At 64.4% G+C, this 25,168-nt stretch carries 20 protein-coding genes and 1 pseudogene; 11 read left to right on the plus strand and 10 right to left on the minus strand.

Going from position 1 to position 25,168, the window contains the following annotated elements:
- Window positions 1–94: 94 nt before the first annotated feature.
- From ACF8K2_RS05975 to ACF8K2_RS06000, 6 genes are all read right to left on the minus strand, one after another.
- Window positions 95–1,516: an efflux transporter outer membrane subunit gene (locus ACF8K2_RS05975; RefSeq protein ID WP_392463883.1), complete on the minus strand. Its 1,422-nt coding sequence runs from the start codon at window positions 1,514–1,516 to the stop codon at window positions 95–97.
- On the minus strand, window positions 1,513–2,388 hold the full coding sequence (locus tag ACF8K2_RS05980; RefSeq protein WP_186555816.1) for an HlyD family secretion protein: 876 nt from the start codon (window positions 2,386–2,388) through the stop codon (window positions 1,513–1,515). Before ACF8K2_RS05980 ends, ACF8K2_RS05975 begins: the two co-directional genes overlap by 4 nt.
- On the minus strand, window positions 2,385–2,597 hold the full coding sequence (locus ACF8K2_RS05985) for a DUF1656 domain-containing protein (RefSeq protein ID WP_054902446.1): 213 nt from the start codon (window positions 2,595–2,597) through the stop codon (window positions 2,385–2,387). Before ACF8K2_RS05985 ends, ACF8K2_RS05980 begins: the two co-directional genes overlap by 4 nt.
- On the minus strand, window positions 2,594–4,681 hold the full coding sequence (locus ACF8K2_RS05990) for an FUSC family protein (RefSeq protein ID WP_392463884.1): 2,088 nt from the start codon (window positions 4,679–4,681) through the stop codon (window positions 2,594–2,596). Before ACF8K2_RS05990 ends, ACF8K2_RS05985 begins: the two co-directional genes overlap by 4 nt.
- A complete protein-coding gene (locus ACF8K2_RS05995) occupies window positions 4,678–5,130 on the minus strand; it encodes a MarR family winged helix-turn-helix transcriptional regulator (RefSeq protein WP_186555814.1) in 453 nt (150 codons plus the stop codon). The genes ACF8K2_RS05990 and ACF8K2_RS05995 overlap by 4 nt, the downstream gene beginning before the upstream one ends.
- A gap of 125 nt (window positions 5,131–5,255) precedes the next feature.
- Window positions 5,256–6,068: a tetratricopeptide repeat protein gene (locus ACF8K2_RS06000; RefSeq protein ID WP_186555813.1), complete on the minus strand. Its 813-nt coding sequence runs from the start codon at window positions 6,066–6,068 to the stop codon at window positions 5,256–5,258.
- A gap of 206 nt (window positions 6,069–6,274) precedes the next feature.
- On the opposite strand from ACF8K2_RS06000, the gene ACF8K2_RS06005 reads away from it, so the two are divergent.
- Window positions 6,275–6,832, plus strand: coding sequence for a WYL domain-containing protein (locus ACF8K2_RS06005; protein WP_186555812.1), 558 nt, complete (start codon window positions 6,275–6,277; stop codon window positions 6,830–6,832).
- Window positions 6,833–6,939: 107 nt separating this feature from the next.
- Here the strand turns inward: ACF8K2_RS06005 and ACF8K2_RS06010 are convergent, their stop codons facing one another.
- Genes ACF8K2_RS06010 through ACF8K2_RS06025 form a run of 4 tightly spaced genes read right to left on the minus strand, consistent with a single transcriptional unit; the run spans window position 6,940 to window position 10,625 of the window.
- On the minus strand, window positions 6,940–7,803 hold the full coding sequence (locus ACF8K2_RS06010) for an ABC transporter permease (RefSeq protein WP_392463886.1): 864 nt from the start codon (window positions 7,801–7,803) through the stop codon (window positions 6,940–6,942).
- Between the two features lie 14 nt (window positions 7,804–7,817).
- A complete protein-coding gene (locus ACF8K2_RS06015) occupies window positions 7,818–8,681 on the minus strand; it encodes an ABC transporter ATP-binding protein (protein WP_392463888.1) in 864 nt (287 codons plus the stop codon).
- Window positions 8,682–8,687: 6 nt separating this feature from the next.
- Window positions 8,688–9,707: an ABC transporter substrate-binding protein gene (locus ACF8K2_RS06020; RefSeq protein WP_392463889.1), complete on the minus strand. Its 1,020-nt coding sequence runs from the start codon at window positions 9,705–9,707 to the stop codon at window positions 8,688–8,690.
- 18 nt (window positions 9,708–9,725) lie between these two features.
- Window positions 9,726–10,625, minus strand: coding sequence for a TauD/TfdA family dioxygenase (locus tag ACF8K2_RS06025; RefSeq protein ID WP_186555808.1), 900 nt, complete (start codon window positions 10,623–10,625; stop codon window positions 9,726–9,728).
- A gap of 273 nt (window positions 10,626–10,898) precedes the next feature.
- On the opposite strand from ACF8K2_RS06025, the gene wecB reads away from it, so the two are divergent.
- The 10 genes and pseudogenes from wecB to ACF8K2_RS06075 all read left to right on the plus strand — a co-directional run bounded on the left by wecB (window position 10,899) and on the right by ACF8K2_RS06075 (window position 25,168).
- Window positions 10,899–12,035, plus strand: coding sequence for a non-hydrolyzing UDP-N-acetylglucosamine 2-epimerase (gene wecB, locus ACF8K2_RS06030; RefSeq protein WP_392463890.1), 1,137 nt, complete (start codon window positions 10,899–10,901; stop codon window positions 12,033–12,035).
- A 330-nt stretch (window positions 12,036–12,365) separates the two neighbouring features.
- Window positions 12,366–14,522 carry a hypothetical protein gene (locus ACF8K2_RS06035; RefSeq protein ID WP_392463891.1) on the plus strand — a complete coding sequence of 719 codons (2,157 nt, stop codon included), beginning with the start codon at window positions 12,366–12,368 and terminating at the stop codon, window positions 14,520–14,522.
- An 18-nt stretch (window positions 14,523–14,540) separates the two neighbouring features.
- A pseudogene (locus tag ACF8K2_RS06040) lies at window positions 14,541–16,187 on the plus strand (glycosyl transferase family protein); the annotation flags it as partial.
- 74 nt (window positions 16,188–16,261) lie between these two features.
- A complete protein-coding gene (locus ACF8K2_RS06045; RefSeq protein ID WP_392463892.1) occupies window positions 16,262–19,051 on the plus strand; it encodes a hypothetical protein in 2,790 nt (929 codons plus the stop codon).
- Between the two features lie 11 nt (window positions 19,052–19,062).
- The gene (locus tag ACF8K2_RS06050; RefSeq protein ID WP_392463894.1) at window positions 19,063–20,058 is read left to right on the plus strand and encodes a twin-arginine translocation pathway signal; all 996 of its coding nucleotides are present in this window, start codon (window positions 19,063–19,065) and stop codon (window positions 20,056–20,058) included.
- Between the two features lie 3 nt (window positions 20,059–20,061).
- Entirely contained in the window at window positions 20,062–21,189 is a 1,128-nt protein-coding gene (locus tag ACF8K2_RS06055) for a hypothetical protein (protein ID WP_392463895.1), read from the plus strand.
- On the plus strand, window positions 21,179–22,750 hold the full coding sequence (locus tag ACF8K2_RS06060) for an MBOAT family protein (RefSeq protein ID WP_186555801.1): 1,572 nt from the start codon (window positions 21,179–21,181) through the stop codon (window positions 22,748–22,750). The genes ACF8K2_RS06055 and ACF8K2_RS06060 overlap by 11 nt, the downstream gene beginning before the upstream one ends.
- A 19-nt stretch (window positions 22,751–22,769) precedes the next feature.
- Window positions 22,770–23,006, plus strand: coding sequence for an acyl carrier protein (locus tag ACF8K2_RS06065; protein WP_186555800.1), 237 nt, complete (start codon window positions 22,770–22,772; stop codon window positions 23,004–23,006).
- A 33-nt stretch (window positions 23,007–23,039) separates the two neighbouring features.
- On the plus strand, window positions 23,040–24,509 hold the full coding sequence (locus ACF8K2_RS06070) for an AMP-binding protein (protein WP_392463897.1): 1,470 nt from the start codon (window positions 23,040–23,042) through the stop codon (window positions 24,507–24,509).
- Window positions 24,506–25,168: an alginate O-acetyltransferase AlgF gene (locus tag ACF8K2_RS06075; RefSeq protein WP_186555798.1), complete on the plus strand. Its 663-nt coding sequence runs from the start codon at window positions 24,506–24,508 to the stop codon at window positions 25,166–25,168. The genes ACF8K2_RS06070 and ACF8K2_RS06075 overlap by 4 nt, the downstream gene beginning before the upstream one ends.

Raw genomic sequence — 25,168 nt, forward strand, 5'->3', positions numbered from 1 at the left:
CCTTCGCAGCGATTCGGCGCCCCGCCCCCCAGGTACCGCATGTCCCTGTAGGAGCGGGCTTGCACGCGAAGGGCCGCAACGCGGCCCCAGTATCTCACTGTCTGGTCGCAGTATCCTTCCAACCACCACCCAAGGCCAGGAACACACCAATCTGCCCCATCGCCACCTGGCTATTGGCCGCCGCCAACTGTGCGCGCATGTCGGTATAGGCGCGGGTCGCCTGCAAGTCCGCCAGGAATGACTCTCGCCCTGCCTGGAAATACCGGTGGGTCTGGTCCGCAGCTTCTTTCGCCGAACGCTCAGCCTCTTGCAAGGCGTCGCGCCGATCGAGTAAAGCGCTGTACTGGGCCAGGCGAGTCTGGGTCTCGCGAATAGCGTTGAGCACCACGCCATCGAAATGCGCCAAGGCCGCCTGGGTCGACGCCTCGGTCTCGCGGATCCGTGCCCGGGTGCCGTTGGTGGGAATGGTCCAGCTGACCAACGGGCCGAAGCCCCAGCGGTTGGTCGAAGGTTCGCCGAGGTTTTCCAGGATGCCGATAGTGCCCACTTGGGCGCCAATGCTGATATTCGGGTACAGCGCGCCGGTGGCCACGCCAATCGACGCAGTGGCGGCCGCCAGCTGACGCTCGGCTTGACGCACATCCGGCCGGCGCTTGAGCAGCGCGGCGCCATCGCCAACCGGAATCAGCTGCGCCAGGTGCGGCAGCTCGGCGCAATCGGCAGTGCCAGCGGGCAACTGCTCGACTGGCTTGGCGAGCAACGCCGCGAGCGTATACAGACCGGCCTCGCGCTCTGCCTTGAAGCGCGGCAGCTCAGCGCGCAGCGACTTGAACTGGGTCTGCGAACGAGTGACCTGGGTCTCATCGCCCCGCCCCGCATCACGCAAGCGCTGGTTGAGCTGTACGCTCTGCTCCTGCAAGTCCAGCGACTCGCGGGCAATGTGGTATTCCTCGTTGGCCGAGCACACCTGGGTATAGGCCTTGACTACATCGGCCACCAGGGTGATGCGGGCGGTGTCGGCAGCAGCCTGTACGGCATCGGCGTTGGCCTGGGCCGCCTCGGTGCCGCGCTTGAAGGTGCCCCACAGGTCGAACTGATAGGAGGCGCTGAGGATCGCCTCGCCGATGTTGGCCACCGGCACTTTCTCCGGCAACAAGAACGCTTCACCCGACTCTTGCAGACGCTGGGCAGCCACCTTGGCGCCGCCACTGAAGCCGCCTTGCGCCTCGGCCACCTCGAGCTGGGCGCGGGCCTTGGCGATGTTGGCGGCCGCCACGCGCAGCTCGGTGTTGGCGCCCAGGGCCTGGCGCACCAGTTGATTGAGGCGCTGATCCTGGTACAGCTGCCACCAGTCCTCAGGGACCGGCGCCGACACCACGCTATCGGCATCCTGACGCAGCGGGCCGTTCAGATCGCTGCGCTGCACGGCGGCGTCCTTGGGCACCTCGTAGTTCGGGCCGACCATCATGCAGGCACTGAGGGACAGGCTCAGGCCCGCCAGGATCAGCTGTTTCATGGCCGCTGGCCCTCGATGATCGATACCGTGGCGGTACGCCCGGCGATCATGCGGAAGTCTTGCGGCACTTCGTCGAAGGCGATCCGCACCGGAATCCGCTGAGCCAGGCGCACCCAGCTGAACGCCGGGTTGACGTTGGGCAGCAGGTTGGCGCCGCTACTGCGGTCGCGGTCTTCGATACCGGCAGCGAGGCTCTGCACGTGGCCGCGCAGGCGGGTGTCGTCGCCCATTACGCGGATGTCCACGGCGTCGCCGATATGGATGCCGCCAAGCTTGGTTTCCTCGAAATAGCCATCGACGTGGTACGAAGCGCTGTCGACCACCGACAGCACCGGCCGGCCGGCCGTGACGAACTCGTGCGCACGCGGCGCGCGGTCGTTGAGGTAGCCGTCGACCGGGCTGCGTACCACCGAGCGGTCGAGGTTGAGCTGGGCGCTGTCGACTGCGACCTGGGCTTCGTTGACCGCCGAGCGGGCGCGGGCCTCGCGGGACTGGCTCTCTTCCAGCTGCTCGGCAGCCACCAGGTTGCCCAGCTGCTTGTTACGCCGGGCCTCACGGGCGGCCTGGGCGAGGGTTTCCTGGCGCTCGCTCAAGGTCGCCTGGGCGTGGCGCAGGGCCAGGGTGAAGCGGTCCTGGTCGATGGTGAACAGCACATCGCCACGCTTGATCACCTGGTTGTCGCGCACCTCGACCTGCTGGATCAGCCCGGACACGTCCGGAGCGATCTGGATCACGTCGGCGCGGATATGGCCGTCGCGGGTCCAGGGGGCGAACATGTAGTACACGACCATCTGCCAGACCAATACGGCCGCGAAGGTCACCACCAACAGGGTCAGGACCACACGGCCCAAGGTCAACAAAGGTTTTTTCATGGCAGCATCAGGCTTCGGCAAAAGTGATCCACCGCACCAAGCAGCACGGCATACAGGGCAACGTTGAACAATGCCCGGTGCCAGACCAGGCGGTAGAAATGCAGGCGCACCAATACGGCGTGCACGCCCAGAAACAGCAGGTAGGTGCAGAACATCATCACCAGTAGCGTGGGCAGGAACACCCCGCTGATATCCAGTTCACCGATCACAGCGGGGCTCCGTCGATCCCTTGGGGCAGTTGCGGTTGTTCGCTCGGTTCAAGCATCACCTCGACCCCCGGCAGCAGCGCCAGGCGCAGGCCGCTCAAGGCGTGCAGCAAGTGCACGCGGGCGTCGCCCCGGTCGTGCAGCTCGTCCAGGGCCAGGCTCTGGCGGGCCCGCTCCATGTTGCGCAGCAGCGCAGCCGGGGCGTGCAAGCGCTCACCGGCGCGCAGGCATTGGCCGTAGTGGGCGCCCACTTCCTCGATCACCGTTTGCAGGCGCTCACGGGCTTGCTGGCCAACGCGCGGCATGTAGGCGAGCAGGTCGAGCAGGTTCAGCCCCACGCGCAGATCGCGCAGGGCCACGCCGCTGTCCTGGCCGGTTTGCGACAGGCGCGGCAGGTGTTGCATCAGGCGGTCGAGCATCTGCACGCCGACCTGACGCTGCTCGGCCAAGGTCGCCGGCTGAGTCATTTCGACGATGTCGCGCCAGGCAAAGCGGGTCATGCGCTTGGCCGCCAGTTCCACGCCAAACGGGCGCAGCAGCAAGGTCCAGATGAAAGCGAACAACAGCCCCACCGGGCCTGCCAGGTTGGCGTTGAGGAAGGTGAAGAAGTCCGCGTCGTAGGCACCTTGGATGCTGATGAACGTCGCGGTGTTGACGATGGTCAGCAAGGTGCCGAGGTAGAAGCGTGGCTGCACGGTGAGGGTGCCGACGCAAATGAACGGTATGGCGAACGCCAGCACCAGCATCGGGAAGTCGTGCAGATTGGGCAGTACCAGGAACAGATAGACGCTGGAGAAAATCACCGACATCAGCGTCCAGAAGAAGAACCGGTAGATCTGCGGCGCAGGGTCGTCCATTGCGGCGAAGAAGCTGCACGCCACGGCAGCGAGGATCACCGCACTGGCGCCGTCGTTCCAGCCCAGGCCGATCCACAGGCCGCAGGCGACGATGATCGCGGTGACCGTGGAGAACACCGAGTAGAGCATCAGGCCACGGTCGAAGAACGGCGTCAGGCGCCCCAGGCGCCAATGCCGGTAGGCGGCGCGCCAGGGCGTGGCGTCGTCGTTGCGCAGGGCATGCTGCAAGGTGCAGCAGTCTTGCCAGAGATCGACCCACTCGGTGAGGCGATACAAGGCGTTGGACAGCAGCAGTTCCGGGCGCTGATCGAGCGCGGCGGCGCTGGGCTGAAGGCGTTCGAGCTTGTCGCGCAGTGCGCTCCAGCGGCTGGCCGAGGCGTCTTCGGCGCTGGCTTGCAGCCATTGGCGCGCCTCGGCCAGCAGCGGCTGGATCTGGGCGAACTGGGCGGGTGCGCGGCCTTCGAGCGCTACCAGGGCGTCGTCCAGGGCATCGATCACGGGTAGCAGGTGAATCATCCGTCCACGCAGTTCGCGGGCGTTCTTCAAGGTATGCGGCCCGGCGCCTTCGTGGCCGAGCTGGCCGATCATCAACTCCAGGCTGTTGAAGGTGGCGACCATCGAGGCGCGCATGCCGCCGATCTTGTCAGCAGCCACTTCGCGGGCGAGGTAGGTATCGCTGTAACGGATCGCTTCGTTGAACCAGCTGCCCATCGAGCCGACCACCACCGGCGCCAGCCGGCGCGGCCAGAAAATCGCCCCGACCACTGCCGCGCAGACGATCCCCAGGCAGATCTCCTGAGCCCGCGACGATGCCACGTCGAACACCGCCAGCGGGTTATCCACCACCGCCAGGGCGATCATCGGCAGGGTGTAGCCGGCGAGCATCAGCACGTAGTTGTTGGCTGTGCGCAGGTTCAGCGAGAGGAACAGCAAGGTGCCGGTCCACAGGGCGATGGCGACCGACAGCAACAGCGGCGATTGCACCAGCGGCGGCACCAGCAAGATCGCACCACCGGCGCCGAGCAAGGTGCCCAGGGCACGGTACAGCGCCTTGGAACTGGTCGGGCCAACGAACGGGCTGGAGACGATGTACACCGTGGCCATCGCCCAGTACGGGCGCGGCAGCTGCATGAGCAGGGCGATGTACAGGGCGATCATCGAGGCGGCGAAGGTCCGCACGCCATAGAACCAGTCGCGCGCGGGGGGCATCGAGCTGAAGAAGCCGTTCATGCAAAGCCGCCCGGGGTGACCTGGCCGGCTGCTTCGAAGGCTTGGATAACGCGCAAGGTGGCTTCCAGATCGGCCTGGCTGATGCCGTGCAAGACCTCGCGACGCAGGCGCACCAGCTCGGCTTCGATGGATTCGGCAAGGATCCGCCCATCAGCGGTCAGGCTCAAGGCCTTGGCGCGGCGGTCGAGTGGGTCTTCACTGCGGCAGACCAGGCCAGCCTTGCACAGCTGGTCGAGCAGGCGTACCAGCGACGGGCTCTCCAGGCCGGCAGCGTTGGCCACCGCCACCTGATGCACGCCATCACCCAGGCGGACGATCATCAACAGCGGCACCGCGCAGGCTTCGGAGATGCCGTAGCCAGTCAAGGCGGCATGGCAGATGCGCCGCCAATGGCGCGCAGCCACGACCATGCCGCTGCTGACTTTCAGGTGCAGTGCATCAAGCGTCATGTGAGGAACCGAGGATATTCATAGTTTGCTAACTATCAATATACGCCCTGCCCTCCCCCTGTCGTCAACCGCGGGCGATGAAGTGCCGGGATGAAATGTTGTTCATGTGAGCGGCCCCGACTACCTCAAGGCTGAATCTGATCTTCCAGCTTCATGGTCAAAGCCAAGTTACTGCCCATCAAGATCGCCTGATCCCGCCAGTCCAGATAACGCGCCGCATCCCGGCTGCTGTAATGCACCGCCAGCTCTTCAGCCGCCTGCATCACCCCAGCGGCAGCAGCCAACTCCAGCCAATACAGCCCAGCCTTGCTATCGCTCTGAACATACAGGCCATGTAAAAACCGATACCCCACTTCAAACCGACACCGCGCTTCACCGCGTTTCGCGCCCTTCATGAACCAGCGCAACGCCTCGACCAAGTCAACCTGCCAGTCCTGCTCGGCATCACAGATCTCTTCTTCGTACAGATCGCCCAAGGCCGCCGCCGCATGCAGCATCCCACGCTCGAAGGCCTGGCGATAACACTCGGCAGCCTGCTCGTAGGACACCTCGACACCCTTGCCGAAATAGTGCTGCTGACCCAGGTTGAACCACGCCGCAGCGCTCCCCTGCAACGCCGCCATGCGCAGCAAGTGCCCGGCCAACTGGGTATCGGCGATCCAGTACTTGCCATTGAGCCAGATCCAGCCCAGGTCATTGAGCGCCGCCACATTGCCCTCCAGGGCCAGGCGCCGCAGGTCGCTGTACACCGCTTGCAGGTCGACCGCTTCATCGAGGCGACTGACCAGGCCAAAGCGCTCGCCCAACGGCGCCCGCTGGCTGGGCATGCCCACCCCGGCGAACAGCCGTTGGCGCTGGCGCGGCCGGGCCGGCACAGGGGCGATCCGCGCCGGCAGAAGACGCGCGAGCAGCGAATGGATATTGCTGGCAGCAGACATGTTCATCCTCATTGAACGACACACAGCCCCGACCGCAGCCGTGTTGAGGCGTGATTCTGCGCGATGCCACGACGAAACCTGTCGCGAACGATCTAATTGAAGGCAACCAAATGCATCTTCCTTGATCTGAGCACGGTGTGGCGAATTGCCATACCCCGCTCGTGCCGCCATCCTATTGCGGCAAGCCTAGACAAGGACGTTACCTTTTGCCGTTCGCCACCACCCGCGCCACCCTCAGCCGTCAATGGGCGCTGCTGCGCCAATTGCCCAGCCGCTCCCCTGGCGTTACCAGTGCCGAACTGGTCTGGCGCCTGCGCGACGTTGGCTTTAGCGTCAGCAAGCGCACGGTCGAGCGTGACCTCAATGAGCTGTCGCTGATCTTTCCGCTTGAGCGCAACGACAAGAGCATTCCGTTTGGCTGGCACTGGTCGGCCACCGCCGTCGGCGAGCTGCGCGGCAACTTCGATTTGCAGGGATTCTTGCGTGATGATGCGCTGCAACCCGTGCAGGGCGCAGGGGTGCAGATCCAGGCGTGGGTCAGCGATGGGCTCGCGCGCCAGCTGCGCGAGGCGCCGTTGAGCGCGGATATGCAGCTGACGGCGCTCGAACAAGGGCACCGGATGCGCGCCACAGTCACCGATGGCTGGCCGCTGCGCTGGTGGCTGTTGAGCCAGGGCGATGGCTTGGTGGTGGAGCAGCCGCAGACGCTGCGTGAAGAGATCGGGCGGACCTTGAGCAGTGCAGCTGCCCAGTACCAGGCCTGAGAGCTGCATCACTCGTGCGCACCTCATCGCGGGGCAAGCCCGCACGCCGATTTCATCAAGCGCTGAGAGCGGCGAGGGAGCGGGCTTGCCCCGCGATAAAGACCTGACTAGCGCTGCATCCCCCAACGCCGAACGGTCACCCGCTCCAGGGTATTGAACACCAGCCCTTCCACCAACAGGCCGATCAAGATCACCACCGCCAAGCCGGCGAACACCTTGTCGGTGTACAGCTCGTTACGGTTCTGGAAGATGTACCAGCCCAGCCCGCCCTTGCCGCTGCTGGCACCAAACACCAGTTCGGCAGCGATCAGCGTGCGCCAGGCAAACGCCCAGCCGATTTTCAAACCCGACAAGATCGACGGCAGAGCCGCCGGCACCAGGATGTGCAGCACCAGGCGCAAACCCTTCAGGCCATAGTTTCGCCCAGCCATGCGCAGGGTCTCGGACACACCCAGAAAACCTGCATAGGTATTCAGCGCCAGCGCCCACAGCACCGAGTGCACCAGAACGAAGATCAGGCTGTTATCGCCCAGGCCAAACCAGAGCAGCGCCAGCGGCAGCAAGGCAATCGCCGGCAATGGGTTGAACATCGAGGTCAAGGTGCCGAGCAAGTCCCGGCCAAATTGGGTCGACACCGCCAGGCTAGTGAGGCCGAAGGCCAGCACGATGCCCAGCACGTAGCCCTTGAGCAGCACGATCAGCGAAACGCCGACCTTGGCCGGTAGCTCGCCGCTGAGCATGCCGTCCCACAGGGCAACAGCGGTTTGTAGAAAGCTGGGCAGCAGCAGGTCGTTATCGGTGTAGCGCGCTGCAATCTCCCACAGCAGCGCCAACACAATCAGGATCACCGTCTTGCGCAGCCAACCTTGCTGCCACAGGCGCTGGACCAGCGGCAGTTGGCGTTCCAGAGGCACACTGAGCAGCGGCTGCAGCTGCACCTCGTATTCCTGACGTGCAGGGGTAGCGGTCATGGCTCAAGCTCCTGTCAGTAGGCGATGCGGATATCGTTGAAACCCAGGTCTGCGGCTTGTGCAGGCTCCTGGGCTTCATCGAACAGCAAACGGTGGATACGTCGAGCGCTGGCCTGGAAATCACTGGCGCCCAGGCTGCCCAGATCGTACTGGTGGCTATGCACCTCGGCGCGCACCCGCCCAGGGTGGGGCGAGAGCAGCAGGATGCGGTTGCCGACCACCAACGCCTCTTCGATGGAGTGAGTGACGAACAACAGGGTGAAACGCACCTCTTCCCACAACAGCAGCAGTTCTTCCTGCATCTTGCGCCGGGTCAGGGCATCGAGCGCGGCGAACGGTTCGTCCATCAACAGGATCTTCGGCTGGGTGGCCAGCGCCCGGGCAATCGCCACGCGCGCCTTCATGCCACCAGACAAGGTGTGCGGATAGGCATCGGCAAACGCCGCCAGGCCGACCTTGTCCAGGTAATGCAAGGCGCGCTCCTCGGCTTCGGCGCGCTTGAGCTGGCCAGATACCAGCAGCGGGAACATGACGTTCTGCATGACCGTCTTCCACGGCGGCAGCTGGTCGAACTCCTGGAACACCACGATACGGTCAGGACCAGGGCCTCTGATCGGCTGGCCCTGCAGCAGGATCTGCCCTTCGGTGGGCTCGATAAAACCGGCCACGGCCTTGAGCAAGGTCGACTTGCCGCAACCGGACGGGCCAAGCAGGACGAAACGGTCAGCACGATCGACTTCGAAGCTGACCTGGTGAGTGGCGCGCACCACGCGTTGCGCGGTGCGGTATTCGAGGCTCAAGTTATCCACAGCGAGCAGCGCTGGCGTGGCGACACGGCTCAGGTTGCTGGCCGTGTGGCCTGGCAATGGGGCGGTCATTGGCAATCAGCTCCCCTGCAGTGGGCGTTGGTCCTGGAAGAAGTAGTCCTTCCACGATTCAGGCTTGTTCTTGATCGCGCCGACCCGGTAGAGGAACTCGGCCAGCGGGTAGGTGTTCTTCGGGGTGACGGTGAACTCGTACTGCGGGTTGTCGATCAGGCGGATCAGCGCGTCGCGGTCGATCTTGGCCTTGGTCACGCGGATGTAGGTGTCGGCCGCTGCAGCTTTGTCGTTCTGGGCGAACTCAGCCGCCTCGGCCAAGGCATCGACGAAGGCCTTGTAGGTCTTGGGGTTGTCCTTGCGGAATTTCTCGGTGGCGAACAGCAGGGTCGGCGAGTTGGGCCCGAGCAGGTCATAGCTGTTGAGCACCACGTGCACGTTCTTGTTGACCAGCACCTGATCCTGGAACGGCGGATTGGAGAAGTGCCCGTTCAGCTCGGTACCGCCAGCCAGCAGTGCGGCGGTGGCATCCGGATGGGGGACGGCCAGGGTGTATTTGTCGAGGCGGTTGTATTCCTTGTCGCCCCACTGCTTGGCAGCGGCGTACTGGAGGAAGCGCGACTGCACCGACACGCCCACCGCCGGCACGGCGATGCGGTCTTTCTCGGACAGGTCGGCAATGGTCTTCACGTTAGGGTTGCTGCTGACCAGGTAGTACGGGAAGTTGCCCAGCGAGGCCACCGCCTTGACGTTCTGCCGGCCCTTGGTGCGATCCCAGACGGTGAGCAGTGGGCCGACACCCGCACCGGCGATATCTACCGAGCCCGACAGCAGCGCGTCGTTGATCGCCGCGCCACCGGACAACTGCGCCCAGTCGACTTCGATGTCGATGCCCTCGGCCTTGCCGTGTTTCTCGATCAGGTTCTGATCGCGGACCACGTTGAGCAGCAGGTAGACGATGCCGAACTGCTCGGCAATGCGGATCTTGCCTTCGGCCTGGGCCGCAGTGGGTGCGGCCAAGGTACCGATGACCAGGCTGGCGCCCAGGCCGATGCTTGCCGCCAGGCGGCTGATGGATCTACGCATGATGAATTTCCTCAGTCGTCAGAACGGGGCATCGCCCTGGATAGTGGTACGGAACAACTTGCGCCGCAGGTGCGCGGGGCAGCCGGTGGCAAGGTGGATCAACGAGCGGTTATCCCAGAACACCAGGTCGTGCGGCTGCCACTGGTGGCGGTAGATGTTCTGCTCGAGCACGCTCAACGCGTACAACTGCTGCAGCACATCGCGGCTCTCGTCTTGCGGCAGGCCGACGATGCGGGTGGTGAAGCCTTCGCTGACGAACAGTGCCTTGCGGCCGTTTTCCGGGTGGGTGCGCACCACGGGGTGAATCACTTCCTGGACCTGCGCGAGCTGTTCGGCGGTCAGGGTCGGGCGCCAGTTGCCCTCGAATTTGGTTTCTGAGTAGCGTGCGGTGTAGGAATGCGCGGCGCCGCGGCCTTCGACCACCTTGCGCAGGGCTTCGGGCACTGCGTCCCAGGCTTTGTGCATGTCGGCGAACAGGGTGTCGCCGCCTTCACTGGGCAGCTCCTGGGCATGCAGCATCGAGCCCAGGCTTGGCAGTTCTTTATAGGACAGGTCCGAATGCCAGAACTTGCCGGCATCGCCCAGGCCGACGTTGCGACCGTCTTCGATGATGTTGGAGACGATCAGAATCTCGGGATGGCCCTGCAGCAGGAACTGCTTGAGCACATGGATTTGCAGCTCGCCAAAGCGGCGGCTGAAGGCAATCTGCTGGTCGGGGGTGATGCGCTGGTCACGGAACACCAATACGTGGTGATCCAGGTGGGCGCGGTGAATACGGCTGAAGTCCTCGGCGTTGACCGGTTGGGCCAGGTCCAGGCCGATGATCTCGGCGCCGACGGCACCGGAGAACGGGCGAATTTCAAAGGATTGCGGCTGTGCGCTGTCGATGGCCGACAAGGCGTTAGAGGCGGCTGGCATTTCTCACTCCCACGTAGTGCGCGGCATTCAGGGCGCGCATCGATCAGAAACGCACGGGGGACTCCCGTGTGGGTTCAAGTCGTGCGGCGCGCCGATTGGTCGGCAGGTACGCAGTGGGAGCAACTATAAAGGCATAAGAAAAATAATTTAAATACCTTTAAGAAATATAGATATGACTGGCCCAGCGTGTGTACGTCCAGCGGAAATGTCAGAAAAATCGCCGCACATCTGATAGCGTGCTGGCCATTTGAAATCTCACGTGGAGCGCTCCAGATGAAGGTGTTGTCGCTGTTCGGAACCCGGCCAGAAGCCATTAAAATGGCGCCATTGGTACAAACGCTCGCGGCGACCGAAGGCGTGCAAAGCATCGTTTGCAGCACCGGCCAGCACCGGCAGATGCTGGATCAGGTGCTGCAACTGTTCGAAGTGCCCGTCGACCACGATCTGGATGTGATGGTGCCTGGGCAGACCCTCAATGGCCTGTTCGCCCGGCTGATGACGCGTATCGACAGTTTGCTCGATGACGTCCAGCCCGACTGCGTGCTGGTGCATGGCGATACCTCAACCGCTGCCGCTTGCTGCCTGGCGGCATTTCAGCGCGGCATCGCCATCGGCCACGTCGAAGCGGGCCTGCGCACCGGCAACATGAGCCAACCCTTCCCGGAAGAGATGAACCGCCGGGTGGTCGATGTGATGGGCCGCTGGCTGTTCGCGCCGACGGTCACCTCTCGCGACAACCTGCTCAAGGAAAACCTTCACGGCGAGATCTTCGTCACCGGTAACACGGTGATCGACGCTCTTGAGCTGACCGTGCAAAAGCTGGAACGCCAGCCGGCCATCGGCGAAGGCTTCGCCAGCCGCTACCCATGGCTGGATGCCAGCCGACACCTGGTGCTGGTTACCGGCCATCGGCGAGAGAGTTTTGGCGAAGGCTTCCGCCAGATCTGCGCAGCCTTGGCCGAGCTTGCCGAGCGCGACGACATTCAGATCGTCTATCCGGTGCACCTCAACCCGCAGGTGCGCGGGGTAGTCATGCAGACCTTGGCCGACAAGCCCAACGTGCACTTGATCGAGCCGTTGGATTATCTCGAGTTCGTCTGGTTCATGCGCCGCGCGCACTTGATCCTGACCGACTCGGGGGGCGTTCAGGAAGAAGCACCGCACCTGGGTAAACCGGTACTGGTGATGCGTGACACCACTGAACGGCCGGAGGCGGTCGATGCCGGCACCGTGAGCCTGGTCGGCACCCGCAGCGAGCGCATCACCGCAGCGGTCAAGCGCTTCCTCGACGATGACCAGCTCTACCAGCAGGTAGCGCGCAGCGTGAACCCCTACGGTGATGGTCAAGCAAGCGGACGAATTGTCAATGCACTGACAGGTCGGCCATTTAAGCCGTTTTTGCCCCAGTGAACGTCAGTAAGTTATGACTCGTAGCGTCATAAAAATGACATATCTTGGGCGAATCTTGACTTGCGTCGGATTCGCCCTACAAAACACAACAAAATATTGACATGGGCATTTTGATATTAGAGAGTTGCGCCCCGCTGCATGAAGGCCCGCCGTCGATGTGAATCAGGGACCTGCAACACACTCCTGTCCTCCGATTGAATCTCTTCCTCCAGCACTGCCGGGCGGCTTGCCGCGCCGCGCGCGTACGCCATCGCGTACACCCTTTGGCCGACGCCAGAGGTTCTTGTGGACTTTTGCAGAGATAGATCGTTGATTCACATTCCTCGCCGCATGAAAAATACCCTGTGGATTGCCGCACTGAGCTCGCCGCTGGTCGCCCAAGCGACACCGGTCAGCGATGCCCTGCAAACGATTGCCGGCCAGGACCTGGTCAGCCGCAGCGTTTCGCTGGCAGACCTGGGTATCACCAATCCAGTGGTGCTGGATCAGGCTGACAATCGCCAAGCGTTCTTCCTGCCGGTACCCAAGGGCGTGGCCATCAGCGATGCGCGGCTGGAAATCAAAGGCGAGTTCATTCGCGGCGAGCAGCAACCTGCCACCCTGCGCATGTCGGTAGACGGTCTGCCACAAGTTGCTGAGCGGGTCACCCTCGGCTCTGGCGAGATCAGCCGCAGCCTGCGCGTAGACAGCGGTCGTCACGCCAACGGTTTCGTTAACCTCAGCCTCGACTGGAGCTCGCCGGTATCGGTGGATTTCTGCGCCCCGCCGCGGCCAACCGCCAACATTCTTACCCTGTCGCCAGAGACGCGCCTGAATTACCGCTTCTCGATGGCATCGCTGAACAGCCTGGCCGATGCCTGGAGCACCCTGCCCGCTGAGCCGGTGATCCTGATCGCCAGTGGCGCCCTTGAGCGCAACAGCTTCGACAGCGCCTGGCGGATGGGCGTAGCCCTGGAGCGCAGTGCGCGCCGGGCCAAGGTACGCGCCCTGCCCCAGGTGGGTGAACACGTCAGCCTGGAAGGTGTGCAGATTCCGGCCGGCCTGGGCCAGGTCCCGGCGTTCGCCGCGCTGGCCGGCAAACCTCAGCACACGCTAGGCTCGCCAGCCGAGTTGGGCGCCCTGCTGATGCTCGATGGTCAGGCCACCCACGCCGACATCGCCATTGCCGACTCCGCGCTGGTCAATCAAATCAATGCCGCGCTCGATGCCTTGGCCGCACAGCTGCAAGGCGATAACGAGGCCCTGGCCGCCCTGCAGCAATGGCGTAAGCAACGCGCCAGCCTCGCGGCCGGTGCAGTGCCAAGCCAACAGCTGCAACTGGCAAGCCTTGGCCGCCAGGCGCTGGTTGCGGTAGCCGCCGATGCCGGCGCCAAGGCCGCTGGCGTGCTCGACGCGCACTGGCGCAACGTACTGGTTTCGCCCTCGGCACACATCACCCGTGTAGGCGAGCCTCTGCGCAATGACAGCGGCAAACTGCGCCTGAGCACCTTGGGCGGCAACTACAGCAACTTCGACGTGGTCAGCCGTGGCGAATGGACGGCAACCTTCCCGCTCAGCGCAGTGTCGGTCGATGGTCGCATGCCTGGCGAGCTGACCTTCGACCTGGCCGCCGCACCGGGCGCCTCGCGCACCGCGCCAGTGGCCTCGGTGATGTGGAACAACGTTTTGCTCAACGCCATGCAGATGGATGCCGATGGCCAGCCCGAGCGCCTCACCGCGCGCGTTCCAGGCTATGCCTTGGGCGTGACCAACACCGTCCAAGTGCGCTTCCAGCGCCAACCGGTTTCGCCTGAGTGCGCCGAGATCCCGCAAGGCTATCCGGTCAACGTATTGCCAACCAGCTACCTGACCTCGGCCGCTGCCGAGCCCGATGGCACCTTCATCGGTTTGCTGCCATTGCTGGCTGGCAAGTCGCAGCTGATCACCGACAAGACCGCCCTGCAAACGCCGGTAGCGAGCCTGGGCAAGCTGATCCGCCTGGCCAGTGCCGCTTCGCTGTCGGCGGTTCAGGCTGAACTGGTCCTGGCCGAAGGCGGCGCCGTAACGCCAGCCAAACCGTTCCTGGCGGTTGACGTCGAACTGCCTGGGGCCAAGCCGCTGCTGGGCGTCGAGGAGCTCAAGCGCCTGCAAGCCCAGGGTGCTGAGCAACCCGCACTGGACCTGCAAGGCCCGCAACCTCTGGGCACGCTGTCGGTGGTCGACTCCAAAGGCCAGCACGGCGTGCTGTGGAGCAGCCTGGGCGACCGTTCGATGGTGCCGCAGGTGCCGTTCCTGCTGACCCAAGGCAATGCCGTGGTGGTTGGCGAGCAAGGCCCGCTGACCTGGGTGGACACCACCGATCCTGAGCTCAACCTCAACGGCACGCCGTTCCATCAGTGGCGCAAGCAGCTGGTGTGGGCGCTGCCGACCCTGGCTGGGGTCCTGTTGGTACTGTTGCTGCTCGGTGTACTGGCACGTCACTTGCGCCTGAAGAACAAAGGCAAGTAACGGTAGGCGCGCGCAGACATGTCCTCTCTCTACTGGCCCTACCTGCTGGCTGACTACTACCACGTGCTGGAAGTAGTCACTGCCGCAGTCGGGATCCTGATCCTGCTGTCCAGCCTCGATGACCTGTTCATCGACGCCTGGTACTGGGTGCGCCAGCTCTATCGCAAGCTGCTGATCCGGCGCAAACGCTATCAGCCGCTGACCGTCGAGCAACTGCGCGCCAAGCCCGAGCAACCACTGGCGATCATGATCCCGGCGTGGCTGGAGTACGACGTGATCGCGCCGATGCTGGAGAACATGGTCGGCTCGCTCGACTACAAGAACTACTACATTTTCGTCGGCACCTACTGCAACGACCAGCGCACCATCGACGAAGTCGAGCGCATGCGCCGCCGCTATCGCCAGTTGGTGCGGGTAGAAGTGCCGCACGACGGCCCAACCTGCAAAGCCGACTGCCTGAACTGGATCATCCAGGCGATCTTCGCCCAGGATGCACGCATGCCCGAGCCGTTTGCCGGGGTGATCCTGCATGACAGCGAAGACGTGCTGCACCGCCTGGAACTGCACTACTTCAACTACCTGTTGCCGCGCATCGACTTCATCCAGCTGCCGGTCACCTCGCTTGAGCGCGACTGGTACGAATTGGTCGCGGGCACCTACATGGATGAGTTCGCCGAGTGGCACACCAAGGACTTGGTGGTGCGCGAGAGCATGTCGCGGATGGTGCCGTCTGCTGGCGTCGGCACCTGTTTCTCGCGCAAGGCGCTGCTGGAGCTGTCGGCAGAAACCAACAACCAGCCGTTCAACACCGACACCCTGACCGAGGACTACGACATCGGCGCGCGCCTGGCGCGGCGCGGGATGAAGCAGATCTTCGGCAAGTTTCCGGTCGACTATGTGGCCAAGCGCACCACCTGGTTCGGTAACGGCAAGGACAAGATGGTAGCGATCCACATGCCACTGGGCGTGCGGGAGTACTTCCCTGACACCTTCCGCACCGCCTACCGGCAAAAGGCGCGCTGGACCCTGGGCATCGGCCTGCAGGGTTGGAGCCAGGTTGGCTGGGCCGGCTCGCTGGCCACCAAGTACCTGTTGTTCCGTGATCGCAAGGGTTTGATCACCTCGTTCATCGCCATCCTGGCCTACGTGCTGCTCGCCCAGCATTTGGTGTTCCTGGCGATCAGCGCCACCGGCCATTGGGACGTGTTCTTCCCCTCTGCCTTCTCGCCCAACAGCGGCCTGCTCGACCTGATGTGGGCCAACACCCTGGCGCTGAGCCTGCGCTTGCTACAGCGCGCCTACTTCGTCGGCCGCCTGTACGGCTGGGAACATGCGCTGCTGTCCGGGCCACGGATGATCATCGGCAACTTCATCAACGCCATGGCCGCTGCCCGGGCCTGGCGTCTGTACCTGGGGCATCTGTTCCTGGGCAAGGCGCTGGTCTGGGACAAGACCATGCACGACTTCCCCTCCTCCGACCAGCTGCAACAACAGCGCCTGCGTCTGGGCGAGCTGTTGCTGTCGTGGCGCGCCATCGACGACACCATTCTGGCCAAGGCCCTGCAAGCCCAGGCCGATGAACACAAGCCGCTGGGGCAGATTCTGCTCGAACACGGCTATCTGGACGAAGACACCCTCAACGAGGCGATCCTGTTCCAGCGCGAGACCGGCGAGCCCGAACCCATCAACGACTCACCGGCGCCGGCGCCAACTGCGAAGAAACAGGTCCTCGAACCGTCATGAATTCTGCTCGTCCTGCCTTCGCGCTGTTCAGCGCCCTGCTCTGCTGCGCCAGTATCTCGCCGGCTGCGGCCGCACCCGAGGTGCCGCTGCAAGGAGTGGCCTGGGAACAGGCCGACCAGGCCTATCGCAGTTATCAGGGCGGGCGCTATCGCGACGCCTTGCAACAGGTCGATGCGGCGCTGGCGCTGCGCCCAGACGTAGCCCGGCTGAACCTGCTCAAGGTCTATACCCTGCAGAAGCTAGGGCGGCGCAATGAAGCCCGACAGGCCGCGCAGCGCGCACTCAAGCGCGGCGTGCGCGACCCTGGCCTGCAAGCGGCGGTGGTCAATCTGCAGAGCAACCCGGCTGCCGGCAACGGCCCAGCTACCTCAGCCGCTTACCAGAAGGGCTTCCCGCTCGCGACCAAGGCCTATGCAGCCTACAACGCGGGCGACATGCCTGCCGCCGAGCGCGATGCCGAACGGGCCTTTCGTACCGATCCAAGCCAAGGCCCCTGGGCGTTGCTCTGGCTGGACAGCCTGGAAGCCCAGCAGCGCTGGCCGCAAGCCGCCGAGGCGGCGGGCACCGCCATCGCCTTGGGCGCACCCAATACCAGCGACCTTGAAGCCCGCCGCCAGACCCTCAAGCGGCGCATGGCTGTGCGCCCGGCCGAGCAGGCCTACCAGGCCCTGATTGCCAACCGCCCAGGTGACGCCGTACCGCTGGCGCGTGAAGCCGTCAGCCTGGCACCGGACATCTCCAGCCACCGCCTGTTGCTGGTCACCGTGCTGCTGCTCGACAACCAGCCGGCCGCTGCCGAACAGGCTGCCGACGATGCCCTTGAAGTCGATGACGAAAGCACTGTGATGCTGGTCATGCGCGCTTACCTGCGTCAGTTCCAGGGCAAGGCGCAAGTGGCCAACGACGACTTCGACGCTGCCATGGCCCAGGACTGGCTCGACGAAGAGCAGCTGCGCAACGTGAGGCTGATCGCCATCGACGCGGCACTGGCCGCCGGTGACTCGGCCCGCGCCCAGGGCCTGCTGACGCCGCTGGATGCCAACGACGAAGCGGTGGCCCGGCGCTTACAAACGTTGCACGACGACCGCCGCCCTAGCGCCGCATTGAACCTGAGCAACTACCCGGCGCCACGCCAGTCCTGCCAGGACACCCCTTACGGCACCCAGTGCGAGCTGCTCCCGGCCGATGCCGGCGGCGCCGCTGGGCCAGCCAGCGAAGCCTACGCGGCCTATGCGCGGCAGGATTACCAGGAAGCGATCCGCCAGGCACGCAAGGCCACTGAACAAGACCCGGACAACCTGGAATTTCAACGCCTGCTGACCACCGCCCTGGCAGCGGGCAACGACCAGCAAGCCGCGGAAGCTGAACAGCGCCTGAGCGATGCAATTGCGCGCACCCCAAGCGATGCCGAGCTACTGATGCAGCGTGGCTACTTGCGCATGCGCACCGCCCAGCCGGCCCGCGCCCGGGAAGACTTCCGCGCCGCGCGCGACACTGGCAAGGCACCCAAAACGGTCATCCTCGACGAGGCCTATGCGTTGTCATCGATGGGCGACAAGCCCGCCGCCGTGCGCAAGCTCAAGCACGCCATCGACATGGATGACCACGGCACGCTCGATCTGAACGATGAGCAGCGCTACAACACCCGTAGCGCCATCACTGGCTTCGACCGCGAATGGGGCGCCACGGTGACCACCAGCTACCGTGGCGCGCGACCCAGCACCACCATTGCCAACGCCGGGCAGAGTTCGGCGGGTGATTCGGTCGTCAGCACTGCCGAGCTGTATTGGCGGCCTAGCCAGTTCAATGACCAGAACGGGGTTCTGGAAGTTTACGGGCGGCTGTCCAATACCCTGTGGGACGAAGGCGGCAAGTTCAAATCGCAAGGCGCGATCGACCCGTGCAGCAAGGCTTCGTTGCCCGATGGCGGCTCCAGTGACTCGAAATCGGTCAGTGGATTCCCCAGCACCATTGGCTCGCTAGGCGTTCGCTACCTGCTTTCCGATACTGGCTTTACCTTCGGCCTGGAGCGGCGTTTCCTGATTGGTTCTGCGACCCGGGAAGGCACGGCTAACCCGGCCAAGAACAGTGACCGTTGCGAGGTTCAACGTGCTATTGAACGTGCCAATGCTCAGCGTCTCGTTGACTCAGTCGCTCCAATCAACGGCGCCTTGCTGAACTACAAACTCAAGGACGGCGCTGGTGGTTGGCTGGCCTACGCCACCTACGGCTTCTACCGTGGCACCGACCTGCGCATGAACGAGACCAGTTGGTGGACAGTGGACGCCTACTCACAGCTGGGCTACTCGCTGGAAGACAACTCCGCGAGCTACACCCTGTACGACGTCGACAACCAAGGCTCGAAGACCGACAAACTGGCCGAAGCCAACGGGCGCCTGAAGCGTGAGCAGCTGTTCCTCAGCAATGAAATCCGCCTTGGCCGGAGTTTCCGCGTCGCCGGACTTTCTCCACACTTTGTGGTGTTCCCGCACATTGTCGGTGCCGCCGACGTGATCTGGCAAAAGGACCAGGCCACTGACCTGCATGGCGCCAGCGGTGAGCTGGCCTCTGTACTGGAAAACAAACGCTACTCCCTGACCCGCGACCAAGGCTCCTGGTCGATGGCCGCAGGCCCCGGCATCGGTCTGCGCTACTGGTTCCGCGAAGACCATTACCACACACCCCGCTCCTATCTCGATTGGACGGCCCAGTACCGCTTCGCCATCGGCGGCGGTGCCACCGAACGGGCTGAAGGCCTGTTCATGAACCTGACATTGTCATATTGAGGACCCCACACATGCTGTCGCTTCCTCTGTTCACTGTTTCATGCAAACGCCTGGCTAGCGCCTTGCTCGCCGTCAGCCTCGGCTGCGCCGCGATCAACGCCCAGGCCGATGACTCTTCCATCGTCATCCAAGGCAAGGATGGCTGGTTGTTCCCTGGCTGGGGTAGCCTTACCGAAGTCGACAGCCGAGGCATCGAAGCCTCCACCGCGTTGATCAAGGATGCCCAGCAGGCGCTGGCCGCGCGTGGCGTGCACTTGCAAGTGCTGGTACTGCCGGACAAGACCCGCTTCTACCAGGACAAGCTGCCCGCAGGCAAAACCCTCAGCGCGCAAGTCCAACAGCGGTATCAGAGCATTCTCGCCAGCCTGCACAAGGCCGGCATCAGTGCCCTGGACGACGCAGCGGTACTCGAGCAGGTGCGCCAGGGCGGCAAGGACGTGTTCTACCGCACCGACCAGCACTGGACCCAAGTGGCCGCCGACGCCACCGCCCAGGCCACCGCCGAGCAAATCAAGCGCGATGTGCCTGCGCTCAAGGGCAGCGCTGGCAGCGGCATGACCCTGGGTAGCGAGTTCAAGGAACGCCGTTTTGGTGACCTGGCCGAACGCTTCCTCACCCCCGAACAGCGCAAGCAAACTGGCCGGGAGACCTTCACCGTGCGCCGCCAAGCGGCGGCCACCGGCCTGCTCGACAGCGCCCCGGCGCCAGTGCATGTCACCGGCCACAGCATGGTCCAGCCGTACTTCGGTTTCCCGCAAAAGCTCTCCAACAGTGTCGATCGACCGGTTTCGGTGAACTGGAAGCCGGGCAACGTCGGCCAGTGGATCATGCTCCTGGAGTACCTGGAGTCGGCCGACTTCAAGAACAACCCGCCGCAAGTGCTGGTCTGGCAGATGTTCGAGCCGACCTACGCGCAAGGCCCGCAGGCCAGCGGCCTGTGGGACAACGCCTCGATCATGAGCGCCGACGCCTGGCGCCAGCGCCTGCGCAGCGCCCTCGGACGTTGATGCATGGCTGAGCGCGACCCGGCCGCTGCGCCCTCGCACCGCCGCTATGCCGCTGCGGTGATCGCCTTGCTGCTGCTCGCCCAGGCTTGCGGCTTGTGGCTGCTGTACAACGGCAAGCTCGACCCTGCGCGGCTGAAACCCTCGGCATGGTTGGACGGTGACGCCGGCAAGGCGCTCGGCGAAGCGCTGCAACCGAAGTTGCAGGACAACGCCGATACCTTGAGCGCCGCCGTGCGCTATCGCCTGCTGGGCGATCTTGGCGCGCAGGTGGTACAGGGCTGCCCGGGCTGGCTGTTCTATCGCGACGGCCTGCGCGCGCAACCGGGTGTACGCGGGGCCTACGAGGCGCGCCTGCGCCTGATGCGTCATTGGAGCGGGCAGTTGCGTGAACAGGGCCTGCAGGTGCTGCTGGTGGCAGTGCCAGACAAGGCGCGGATCGAAACCCACGCCCTGTGTGGCCTGCAGCAGTCGGCACAGATGCAGGCGCGATTGGGCCAATGGCAGGCCAGCCTGGCCGAAGCCGGTGTGGCCTATGTCGACCTCGCTACGGCACTGGCCGCAGGCGCCGAGCAGGCGCCGCGGTTCTTCCGCACCGATGTCCACCTCAATGCCGTCGGCGCCCAGGCCGCTGCCGATGCCGTAGCCGCCGCTGCCCTGCCGCTGCTTGGCGGCAAACGCGAGCAACAGTTCGACAGCAGCGGCGCCGGCCCAGCCCAACCACGCATGGGCGACCTGATCACCTTGGCCGGCCTGGAGCACGCTGCGGCGGCCTGGCGGCCAGCACTGGACCAGGAACAGCCCGAGCAGATCGTGCCGCGCCGTGGCGGTGGCCTGCTCGACGACACGCCAGCGGTGCAAGTGCTCCTGGTCGGCAGCTCGAATGGCCGGCGCAGCGCCTTTGGCGAGCGCCTGGGCCGCAACCTTGGCCAACAGGTGTGGAACCAGAGCCTGGATGGCGGGCAGTTCTGCGGCGCCTTGCTGGCTGCACTGCACAAGCGTGAGCGTTGGCCGCGCACGCTCAAGCTGGTGATCTGGGAGTTTTCCGAGAGCGCCCTGTCGCTGCCGCTAACCGCCGATGAACGCGCCGTGCTGGCCACGCTACCGGCTACCGAGGCTGAGCATGCTCTTTAACTCATACCTGTTCTTGCTGTTGTTCCTGCCGCTGACCTTGGCTGCGCACTACCTGATCGCCGCTCGCAGCCTGCGCGGCGCCGCGTTGTGGCTGTGCTTCACCTCGATCGTGTTCTATGGCTGGTGGAACCCGCAGTTCGTGTTGCTGTTGATCGGCTCGATCGCCTTCAACTACCTGGTCAGCCTGGCGATCCTCGGCGCAGCTGGGCGCACCCGCCTGCAACTGCTGATCACCACCCTAGGGGTCGGCGCGGACCTGGCCTTGCTGTTCCACTACAAGTACTTCGTCACCCTGGTCAACTTCGCCCAGGACTGGGGCTTGGCTGGCACGCGCCTGGACGACATCATCCTGCCGCTGGGGATTTCGTTCTTCACCTTCACCCAGATCGGCTACCTGCTCGACTGTCGTGCCGGCATCGTCAAGGAGCGCAGTCTGCTCAGCTACGTGCTGTTCGTGACCTTCTTCCCGCACCTGATCGCCGGGCCGATCCTCCATCACAAGGAGATGATGCCGCAGTTCGCCAAGCCGGATAACTACCGCTTCCGCGCCGAAAACCTCAGTGTCGGCGGCATGCTGTTCATCATCGGCCTGGCCAAGAAAGTGCTGCTCGCCGACCCCATCGCGCCCTATGCCGATGCCGGTTTTGCCGAGCCTGGCACGCTGGGTTTGTGGGCCGCCTGGGGCACCGGGATCGCCTACGCGCTGCAGCTGTATTTCGATTTTTCCGGATACTCCGACATGGCCCTGGGCCTGGCCAAGATGTTCGGCATCCGCTTCCCGCTGAACTTCAATTCGCCATACAAGGCCAGCAACATCATCGACTTCTGGTCGCGCTGGCACATGACCCTGACCCGCTACCTGACCGCCTACCTGTACTACCCGGTGGCCATGGCCGTGTCCGACTGGCGCAGCAAGCGGGGGCTGCCGGTCGGCACCCAGGGCGCGGCCACCGCAGGCGGCTTTGCCGCTGCCATCGTGCTGCCGACCGCCTTCACCATGGGCCTGGCTGGCATCTGGCACGGCGCCGGTTTGCAGTTCCTGATCTTTGGCCTGCTGCATGCCGCTTACCTGTCGATCAACCATGCCTGGCGGATTTTCGTGGTGGGCCGCAACAAGGCCAGCAAGAGCCGCTTGAAGACTGCGGGCTGCGTACTGCTGACCTTCGCCGCAGTCATCGTCGCCCAGGCTTTCTTCCGCGCCGAGTCGACTCACGACGCTGTGCTACTGGTCGAAGGCATGTTCGGCCTGCGTGGCCTGGGCAGCCTGCCAGAGGCCGTGTATCCGACTGCAATCGCCTGGGGCGATGCCTGGCGCATGCTGCTCGGCCGCCACCTGGAGGCGCTGCATATCCTCGCGGTGCTGGCAGTGGCGTGGTTCCTGCCCAACTCACAGCAGATCATGGGCGGTTTCTCGCCGTCGCTGGCCCGCGTACAACTGGATGGCCCCGCCGCATTGCGTTGGGCACCGAATCTCAAATGGCTGGTGATCATGGCGCTGCTGCTGGTGCTGTGCCTGATCAACCTGCACAAGGAAGCGCGCTTCCTGTACTTCCAATTCTGACTTTCCCGGAGTGATCGACATGAGCGACGAAACCCTCAAGCAGCAACTGGCACAGATCATTGAAAACGTCATCGGCACCGCCGTCGAGCACGACGACCTGCTAATCGAGTCGGGCCTGGTCGACTCGATGACCGCCGTCGATATCGTCATGGCGGTGAAGAATGAGTTCGGCTGCAAGGTGCCGCCGACCGAGATCGACGAGCACCTGGAGTCGATCGACGCGCTGGCCGCGTTCATCCAGGCCAGCCGCGGCTAAGCCCGATCAGCGTGTAGCCAGGAGCGCCGCCAGATGCATTTCGATTTCGACCGCTGTCAATTCGCCGACCTTGAACACAACGCCGACGCCCCGGCGCTGCGTGACGCCAGCCGGGTGTTGGACTGGGCCGGCTTGCAGCTGGCCGTCGAAGCCTGGCAGCTGCGCGCCAGCGCAGCGGGCATCATGCCGGGCACAGCGCTGGTGATCAGCGGCCACAAGCAGATCGAATTCGTCGTGGCCATGCTCGGTTGCCTGCGCCTGGGCGTCACCTACGTGCCGCTGGACAGCATCAACCCGCCACAGCGACTGCAACGGATCATCGAGCTGGTCGGCGCAGGACACTACTACGATGCAGCAACCGACCGCTTCGAGGCCGGTGTAGCCCAGGCGACACCGCTGGCCGAAGCAGACCTTGCCTACATCATGTTCACCTCCGGCAGCACCGGCGATCCGAAAGGGGTGCAGATCGGCCGCGACAGCGTGGCACTGTTCGCTGGCTGGATCCGCGACTGCCTGGGGCTCGGCGCGCGGCCGACGTTCATGAACCAGATGCTGTTCAGCTTCGACTTTTCGCTGTTCGACCTGTGCGGCGCGCTGGCCTTAGGTGGCCAGTGCGTGCTGTGCCCGCGTGAGGTGATCGCAGCGCCCCTGGACTTCGTTGGCTACTTGGCCGACAGCCAGGTGCAGGTGTGGGCATCGACACCCTCGTTCGTCCGCCAGCAGTTGCTCAATGATGAATTCGACGCCGCCCACCTACCGCACCTGCAAGTATTCGTGTTTGGCGCCGAGTCGCTGACCCCAACCCTGGCCAACCAGCTCTGGGCGCGCTTCCCCAAGGCACGCATCATCAATTCCTACGGCCCAACCGAGGCGACCTGCTCGACCACCTGGATCGAGATTCTGCCGCCACTCGACGCGGGCACCCAGCCGCTATCGATCGGCCGCGCCAAGCCGTATGCCGAGCTGTTCCTGGAGGACGGTGAGCTGTGCATTGCCGGTGACCACGTCATGCGTGGCTACCTCAATCGTCCAGACCTGAGCGCTGCGGTGCTGTTCGAACACAACGGCAAACGCGCCTACCGCAGTGGCGACCTGGCCGAGATCGACGAGTACGGCCGGGTGTTCTTCCATGGCCGGCGCGACGACCAGATCAAGCTGCACGGCTACCGCATCGAGCTGGGCGAAGTGGATGCGGGCCTGGCCAGTCTGCCGGGCATCGGCGCTGCGGCAACGGTGGCTTTGCGCCGCCCCGACGGCACCCTGGTGCGGATGATTGGTTTTGTCGAAACGCTCGAGCTGCCAGCTGCGACTCTCGGCCCACTGCCTACGGCGTTGGCCGACTGGAAGCAACACCTGGCCAGTCGCCTGCCTGCCTATATGATTCCCTCGGAACTGCTCGCCTGTGGCCGCTTCCCCGGTACGCTGTCGGACAAGGTCGACCGCAAGCGCCTCGCCGCGCTATACCAGGAAACCCGCCTGAAACGCCCCAAGGAGACCCAATGAAACTGTCCGCCCTGCTCGCCACTGCCCTGCTGCTCGGGAGTGGCCTGCCTACCCTGGTGCATGCCGAAGGCAAGCTGGCGCAGCTGTATGCACCGCGCCCACCGGCAGGCTCGGCCTTCGTTCGGGTATTGCAACCAACAGCGGATAGCGTCGAAGTGCAGCTGGGCCAGAACCCGCCGCAGCGCCTTGGCGACGAACGCCTGGCCAGCAGCTACAACGTGATCAAGGGCGGCGAACCCTTCGCGGTACGCATTGCCGGCAAGACCGTCGGCACTCTTACGGTCGCCGCCGACAGCTACCAGAGCCTGGTGCTGCACGACGGCAAGCTACTGGTACTGGACGACAGCGCTGCCAGCGACGATGCATTGAAGGCCGAGCTGCGCTTCTACAACCTGGCCAGTGACTGCCCAGCCGGCCAGTTGCAGGTCGACGGTGGCGGCCCAACGCTGTTCGCCGAGGTCAAGCCTAACGCCACCCAGGCCCGCGCGATCAATCCGGTAAGCGCTAGCCTGAGCGCCGGTTGCGGCGCGGTGCAGGCCAAGGCGCTGGCCTTGCCGCAGTTGCAGCCGGGTGATCACTACGCACTGTTTCTCACCGGCAGCGCCCAGCAGCCGGTGCTGCGCGGTGAACTCAGCAGCACTGCTGCATTTGCCCGGTAA

The sequence above is a fragment of the Pseudomonas sp. xss_2 genome, from assembly GCF_043104195.1.
Lineage (GTDB): Bacteria > Pseudomonadota > Gammaproteobacteria > Pseudomonadales > Pseudomonadaceae > Aquipseudomonas > Aquipseudomonas urmiensis.

Bases quoted from the DNA above. Each gene is read 5' to 3' on its own strand.
- ACF8K2_RS05990 (WP_392463884.1), bottom strand. From the start codon at position 4,681: ATGAACGGCTTCTTCAGCTCGATGCCCCCCGCGCGCGACTGGTTCTAT.
- ACF8K2_RS05975 (WP_392463883.1), bottom strand. From the start codon at position 1,516: ATGAAACAGCTGATCCTGGCGGGCCTGAGCCTGTCCCTCAGTGCCTGC.
- ACF8K2_RS05980 (WP_186555816.1), bottom strand. From the start codon at position 2,388: ATGAAAAAACCTTTGTTGACCTTGGGCCGTGTGGTCCTGACCCTGTTG.
- wecB (WP_392463890.1), top strand. From the start codon at position 10,899: ATGAAGGTGTTGTCGCTGTTCGGAACCCGGCCAGAAGCCATTAAAATG.
- ACF8K2_RS06050 (WP_392463894.1), top strand. From the start codon at position 19,063: ATGCTGTCGCTTCCTCTGTTCACTGTTTCATGCAAACGCCTGGCTAGC.
- ACF8K2_RS06010 (WP_392463886.1), bottom strand. From the start codon at position 7,803: ATGACCGCTACCCCTGCACGTCAGGAATACGAGGTGCAGCTGCAGCCG.
- ACF8K2_RS05995 (WP_186555814.1), bottom strand. From the start codon at position 5,130: ATGACGCTTGATGCACTGCACCTGAAAGTCAGCAGCGGCATGGTCGTG.
- ACF8K2_RS06070 (WP_392463897.1), top strand. From the start codon at position 23,040: ATGCATTTCGATTTCGACCGCTGTCAATTCGCCGACCTTGAACACAAC.
- ACF8K2_RS06045 (WP_392463892.1), top strand. From the start codon at position 16,262: ATGAATTCTGCTCGTCCTGCCTTCGCGCTGTTCAGCGCCCTGCTCTGC.
- ACF8K2_RS06075 (WP_186555798.1), top strand. From the start codon at position 24,506: ATGAAACTGTCCGCCCTGCTCGCCACTGCCCTGCTGCTCGGGAGTGGC.
- ACF8K2_RS06015 (WP_392463888.1), bottom strand. From the start codon at position 8,681: ATGACCGCCCCATTGCCAGGCCACACGGCCAGCAACCTGAGCCGTGTC.
- ACF8K2_RS06065 (WP_186555800.1), top strand. From the start codon at position 22,770: ATGAGCGACGAAACCCTCAAGCAGCAACTGGCACAGATCATTGAAAAC.
- ACF8K2_RS06000 (WP_186555813.1), bottom strand. From the start codon at position 6,068: ATGTCTGCTGCCAGCAATATCCATTCGCTGCTCGCGCGTCTTCTGCCG.
- ACF8K2_RS06025 (WP_186555808.1), bottom strand. From the start codon at position 10,625: ATGCCAGCCGCCTCTAACGCCTTGTCGGCCATCGACAGCGCACAGCCG.
- ACF8K2_RS06055 (WP_392463895.1), top strand. From the start codon at position 20,062: ATGGCTGAGCGCGACCCGGCCGCTGCGCCCTCGCACCGCCGCTATGCC.
- ACF8K2_RS06035 (WP_392463891.1), top strand. From the start codon at position 12,366: ATGAAAAATACCCTGTGGATTGCCGCACTGAGCTCGCCGCTGGTCGCC.
- ACF8K2_RS06060 (WP_186555801.1), top strand. From the start codon at position 21,179: ATGCTCTTTAACTCATACCTGTTCTTGCTGTTGTTCCTGCCGCTGACC.
- ACF8K2_RS06020 (WP_392463889.1), bottom strand. From the start codon at position 9,707: ATGCGTAGATCCATCAGCCGCCTGGCGGCAAGCATCGGCCTGGGCGCC.